We start from the raw sequence: 5,525 nt of genomic DNA on the forward strand, positions 1-5,525 counted from the left end.
ACATTGTACAAATGGTGGTTATTTTGGGGTAAATAAAAGAAATAGCAAAAGTTTAGAAATTTTATCAAAACCAACACCAATAAAAAATAGTGTAAATGAGCGCTTGATGGGGTATAAATTTAAGAATTCAAACTACATATATGAAATTTATGGCGACATAATGTCTGGTGGAAAAATGTATTTAAACGTTTTTAAGCAAGGAAAAACTATTTTTAAAAGCCATGATTTACAACAGATAGAACAAGAAGAATTCATATCCAAACTTAAAGAAATAGATAAAAGGCTACCTGCTAGCTTTGAAAAATTTTACAAGAGACTACAAAACAAATACAAACATGAAGACTATAAATAAAATAATTCTCTTTTATTTAGTGTTATCTATGTCACCTGCTCTTTTTGCAGAGCAAGCTGCCAAGCAGTGCTTTAGTGGATATTTAGATAGTAAAGCTCGTTTTATAGATGAAAACAAATTTGATGAATTTGACTTTTCTGTCATTATAGCTGACACTCGTACAAAATTTTTAGGCTATATCGGAGCCGATTATCACAGGCTACATATAAATTTTAGTAGCGTTAAAAAAGCCTCAAATACAAGATATATCGTATCTGGTGAGTACAAAATAACCACAGAGACTCGCCAATTTAACGGCGAAATTCAAATAATCAAGATAAAAAAGTATGCAAATTTAAACTACGGCGTTGATGACTTTATGAAAGGCAAGATCGATGCCCAAGACATAGCCTTAGCGAGCTATTTTTTAAAAGGCGATGGAGATTTTCTGGCCAAAGGTCAAATGCTCATGAAATGGTACATTAATAGCGATCAAAGGCTAGCGTATGACGATATATCAGAAGATGAGGATATGTACGCAAATGATCTATTTTGTGGAGAGTGCAAGGTAGGCAAGGCGCAAACAAAGCCATGCGCGTGGGGGCATTACAGGATACCAAACAGCGGCGATCTTGATGTGGGAGCTGGGGAATTTAGTCCTAGTCCAAAATATCTTAACAACGGCTGGAGCGACTTTAACAAGGATGAGTAAATTTTCTATAAAAAGCTTTTTAATATTATCTCTAATTGTAGGATTTCTAAATTTAACAGCTAGCGAAAATTTACTACACACGACAGGCATAGGTGAGATCAAAATCGGTCAAAATTTAGCTTTGAAAAATGTCACATACTTCTTAGACGGCGAAAAAGCAAACTTTTTAAATTTAGACAAAACTCAGATCATGACACTTGATTTTTGCTGTGGCGGTAACGGCGAAATTCAAAGGATAAATGTCAAATTTTATGATAAAAATTTGACTAAAGACTATATAAATTTCAGCAAGATAAAAAAATTTACTACAAATTCTGGTATCAAACTAGGCGACAAACAAGAGCAAATTTTAAATAAGCTAGGCAAGCCAAGAGACCAGCAAGAGCAAAACAGCACAACCGCTGCGACCTATATCACCGAGCAAAATGAGAGCCGCCTCTTGCAAGAATTTGACATGCCGCTCTACTATGAGAAATTTATCTTTTATAGTGGCGTTTTAAAAGAATATGAATTTGGCTTTGAGTATCCGTGATGTAAAAAATAAATAGCAAAATAAGTTTAAGAAATATGCCTATCTTGCATATCAAATTTTAATTACAATAACGTTTATTTCGTATCAAAATGCGTTTAAGCTTTTTGCTTTGTTTAAGCAAGTTTTTACTACAATCCAAAATTAAATTTAGCTTTTTGGGCTATCATTTGTGAAAACTTCAAGGAGCAAGATGGAACCGATTTATAAAACGCAGATCATCAAATATAAAGGCGAGCAAAAAGCACAGGTTGATGATATTTTGGTGCGTGAGATCAAGCTTGAAATTTACATAAATGACAAAAAATTTGGTGCCGTTATGGCAACGCCTACCGATCAAAAGGCGCTTGCTGTGGGCTATTTGATCAGCGAAAATGTCATCACAAAGCCAGAAGACATAGCCGAAGTTAGGCTCTCAAGCGACGAGCTAAGCGTCTATGTAAGCGCCAAAGTGAACGAAAAACGCCTAGAGCAGTTTGACGAAGAGAAGGTCATAATAAGTGGCTGTGGCAGAAGCTCAACAGCAAATATCGACCCACAGGCGATGGCGGCAAGAGCCGTAAAAAGCGGGGCTAAATTTAACAAAGATATGATCCTTGCTCAAATGAAAGAGTTTTACACGCAGTGCGAGCTTTATGAGATGACTGGCTGCGTGCATACGGCAAAGCTCTTTGTGAGCGAAGATAAATTTTACATAGGCGAGGATATCGCTCAGCACAACACGATCGACAAAGCCGTTGGCAAGGCCGTTTTAGACGGAGCTAACTTAGCAAATTCATTTTTGATGGTGAGTGGCAGGCTTAGTTCAGAGATGGTTGCAAAGGCCGTTATGCACGGCATCCCAGCGCTTATCTCAAGGACAGCACCAACTAGCCTTGGCGTGGTGATAGCTCGTAAATTTGAGCTCACGCTTTGCGGCTTTGCAAGGGGCGAAAATATCAACGTTTATAGCGGCGAAGAGAGAATTTATGAGTAAAAATTTAGAAGAGCTGATAAAACAAACGCTAAATAAAAGCGGCAAACTTGACTGCGGCACGGCTTTTAAGATCGCAAACAAGCTTGGCATAGAAGTCGGTGAGGTAAGCGACGAGGCAACCAGGCTTGACATCAAGATAGACAACTGCGAGCTTGGACAGTTTGGAGCCCTAGATAAAGACCGCGGTAAATTTACATTGTCACTAAAACTAAAAGAAGTGAGCGACGAAAAGGGCAGAGTTTTTTGCAAAGATGCAAGAGAGATGGCGGCGGCTAACGGCGGGCTAAAGACCATGCGCTCGACGCTTAGAGACTACGGCTTTGACGTGAAGTACTGTCAGCTAGGCTGTTTTAAGGAAAAGAAAGGCAAAAAGATGAGAGTAAAGACAAAGACTTGGATAGAAAACGACGAGGGCGAGCTTATATTTGGCAAGGGTAAAACCGAAGTTTTAGATGTTATAGCCGAGGTTGGCTCGATATCAAAGGCAGCTGAAATTTTAGGCATGAACTATAAAAAATGCTGGTCGCATCTGCAAATTTTGCAAAAAAATTTAAAAGAAGATCTCTTTACGACTAAGCAAGGTGGCGGAGATAACGCTGGCACCACACTAAATGATAGGGCTCATGAGCTCATAAACGCCTATAAACAGCTTCAAAACGACATCGAAGACTATGCAAATAAGCGCTTTAAAGAGCTATTTTTAAAACAAGACGAGAAGAAAAACGATAAAAAATAAACCAAATTTTTAAAAGGAGAAAACATGTATGTAAAACTAAACGACAGGACTTATCTAAACAAAGATAAGATCACTAGAATCAAGATCGATAGCGTTCAAGACGGCATTCGTATCCGTTTTTACGAGGGTGCAAACCAAGTTGCTAAGAGCCAAAGATTTGAGAGTGAAGCAAAAGCTAACGAGTGGTTAGAAAAAAACTTCTTAAACAAATAACGCAAGTGGGCGCCCTGCCCGCTTGTAACCTCACTTTATACAAATTTTCATTATAATCCCTGCATTTAAGCAAAGGAAAACCGTGCTAACCATAGATGAAGTAAGAAAAAATATCATTTTAAAAGATGGAATTTACTATTTTGACTACACGGCCTCAGGCCTTGCCTATGCGCCTATCGAAGATGAAATTTCAAAATTTTTAAAAACCTACGCAAACACTCACTCAGACAGCAGCTCAAGCGCCGTGCTAACGCAAAAACGCTACGAAAACGCAAGAGCCGAGTTAAAAGAGCTTTTGGGGCTTGATGAGAGCTTTTATCTAATAGCAACAGGACAAGGCGCAACGGCTGCGATAAAGAAATTTCAGGAGATAATAGGAATTTATCTGCCGCCAACCACAAGAGCCTTGATCGGCGAAGCAAATTTAAGAAGCGTAAATTTACCGCTCGTGCTTGTTGGCCCATATGAGCATCACTCAAACGAGATCAGCTTTCGTGAAGGGCTTTGCGACTGCGAGCGCATCGGACTTGATGAAAACGGCGAGATAGACTACGTGATGCTTGAGAGGACGCTAAAACTAAATGCAAAAAGAAAGATCATCGCCTGCTTTAGCGCCGCCTCAAACGTCACAGGCGTGAAAACCGACTACAAGAGAATTTACTCACTCGTTAAAAAATTTGGCGGAGTGGTGGCATTTGACTGCGCAGCGACCAGCTCGCATGAAATTTTAGACGCCACATACTTTGACGCAGCCTTTTTTTCACCTCACAAGCTACTTGGTGGAGTTGGTAGTTGTGGGCTTTTGGCGATCAAAAAAGAGCTTTATACAAGTGATATCCCAAGCTTTGCAGGTGGCGGCACCATCGCTCTTGCAACGCCTTCAAAGCACCTTTTTATAAAAAATACCGAGCAACTTGAAGAGGCTGGCACGCCATCTATCTTGGGGCTGGTGCGAGCAAGCCTAGCTTACAGCCTGCAAGCAAGTGTCGGAGTAGAACATATCAAAGCTCGCGAAGATGAGCTAGCAAATTTCTTTGAAAAAGAGCTTAGCAGTATCGAAGATATCACCATTTATGGCCCTAAAAATGCAGAAAAACTGCCTATTTTTTCATTTAATGTGCGTGATATTTCGCCTTATGACTTTGCCGCAACGCTTAGCAACAACTACGGCATACAAAGCCGCGCTGGCGTGATGTGCGCTGGACCTTATGCTTTTGATCTGCTAGGACTTAAAGAGAATAAGATCTTAGAGAAAAAGCCAGGTTTTGTAAGAGTTGGGCTGCACTACACGCATACAAAAGAGGATGTGCTCTATCTCATAAACGCTATCAAATCATCTATCAAAAAGCACCGTGAGCTTTGGGGTGAGGAAAAGGCGATGTATGAGATGTTTGGCGGGAAAATTTAGGTTAAATTTTTGAGTTAAATTTAATAGGTTTTGGAGATTAAGCGCTTTATTTTTAAATACCAGCACAGATACAACTAGCTATATCATAGTCATATTGAAATTTTAAACGCTTTGCTTTAAATAGCTTTCGCAAAATTAGCTATGTTTTTTAAATTTAAATCAGCTTATCTATATCAAATTTAGTCAGTCTGAAATAAAAATTTAAAATTTATCATAGCAGCCCAGAAACCTAACCGCAAAGCAAAGCATATCTGCTTCCCCTTTTAAATTTAACTTATAAATTTAGTTGTGGATACAACTTTTGATTTGCCTAAATTTTAACAGCAAAGTCTTTTAAAAATAGGTTTAAAATTTAAGCATTTTGTTTTTTAAACAGCCTCTGTAAAGCTAGCTCTGTTTTTCAAATTTAAACTGGCTCTACCTATATCAAATTTGGTTTTGAAATAAAATTGATCATGCCAGCTCATAAACCTAACCGAAAAACATATTTGCACCCAACAAAATACATTCAAATTTAACTTTTAAATTTAGTGGTGGCTACGGCTTTTACCCTATCTTACTTAGCTTAAATTTTAGTGGCAAAGCTTTTAAATTTTGGATAAAGTAAGCCATATAAATTT

General features: G+C 38.4%; 7 protein-coding genes. All 7 read left to right on the forward strand.

All coding sequences use genetic code 11. The annotated features are described in order from the left end of the window. Positions 1–352 (forward strand): hypothetical protein (locus F3G86_RS10480; protein WP_188116434.1); only part of this gene is annotated, 352 nt, incomplete at its 5' end. Next, on the forward strand, positions 297–1,043 hold the full coding sequence (locus F3G86_RS06185) for a hypothetical protein (RefSeq protein WP_149723334.1): 747 nt from the start codon (positions 297–299) through the stop codon (positions 1,041–1,043). The genes F3G86_RS10480 and F3G86_RS06185, both read left to right, overlap by 56 nt. Then, positions 1,036–1,575, forward strand: coding sequence for a hypothetical protein (locus tag F3G86_RS10770; RefSeq protein ID WP_223228566.1), 540 nt, complete (start codon positions 1,036–1,038; stop codon positions 1,573–1,575). The genes F3G86_RS06185 and F3G86_RS10770 overlap by 8 nt, the downstream gene beginning before the upstream one ends. Positions 1,576–1,765: 190 nt before the next feature. After that, complete coding sequence (gene fdhD, locus F3G86_RS06195; RefSeq protein WP_149700084.1) at positions 1,766–2,548, forward strand: formate dehydrogenase accessory sulfurtransferase FdhD; 783 nt, start codon at positions 1,766–1,768, stop codon at positions 2,546–2,548. Continuing rightward, entirely contained in the window at positions 2,541–3,284 is a 744-nt protein-coding gene (locus F3G86_RS06200; RefSeq protein ID WP_149723335.1) for a winged helix-turn-helix domain-containing protein, read from the forward strand. The genes fdhD and F3G86_RS06200 overlap by 8 nt, the downstream gene beginning before the upstream one ends. A 24-nt stretch (positions 3,285–3,308) precedes the next feature. Beyond that, on the forward strand, positions 3,309–3,497 hold the full coding sequence (locus F3G86_RS06205; RefSeq protein WP_002941192.1) for a hypothetical protein: 189 nt from the start codon (positions 3,309–3,311) through the stop codon (positions 3,495–3,497). A gap of 82 nt (positions 3,498–3,579) precedes the next feature. Next, positions 3,580–4,905 carry an aminotransferase class V-fold PLP-dependent enzyme gene (locus tag F3G86_RS06210; RefSeq protein WP_149723336.1) on the forward strand — a complete coding sequence of 442 codons (1,326 nt, stop codon included), beginning with the start codon at positions 3,580–3,582 and terminating at the stop codon, positions 4,903–4,905. Positions 4,906–5,525: the final 620 nt, after the last annotated feature.

Source organism: Campylobacter concisus (assembly GCF_902460595.1).
Taxonomy (GTDB): Bacteria; Campylobacterota; Campylobacteria; order Campylobacterales; family Campylobacteraceae; genus Campylobacter_A; species Campylobacter_A concisus_BL.

Bases quoted from the DNA above. Each gene is read 5' to 3' on its own strand.
- F3G86_RS10770 (WP_223228566.1), top strand. From the start codon at position 1,036: ATGAGTAAATTTTCTATAAAAAGCTTTTTAATATTATCTCTAATTGTA.
- fdhD (WP_149700084.1), top strand. From the start codon at position 1,766: ATGGAACCGATTTATAAAACGCAGATCATCAAATATAAAGGCGAGCAA.
- F3G86_RS06200 (WP_149723335.1), top strand. From the start codon at position 2,541: ATGAGTAAAAATTTAGAAGAGCTGATAAAACAAACGCTAAATAAAAGC.
- F3G86_RS06205 (WP_002941192.1), top strand. From the start codon at position 3,309: ATGTATGTAAAACTAAACGACAGGACTTATCTAAACAAAGATAAGATC.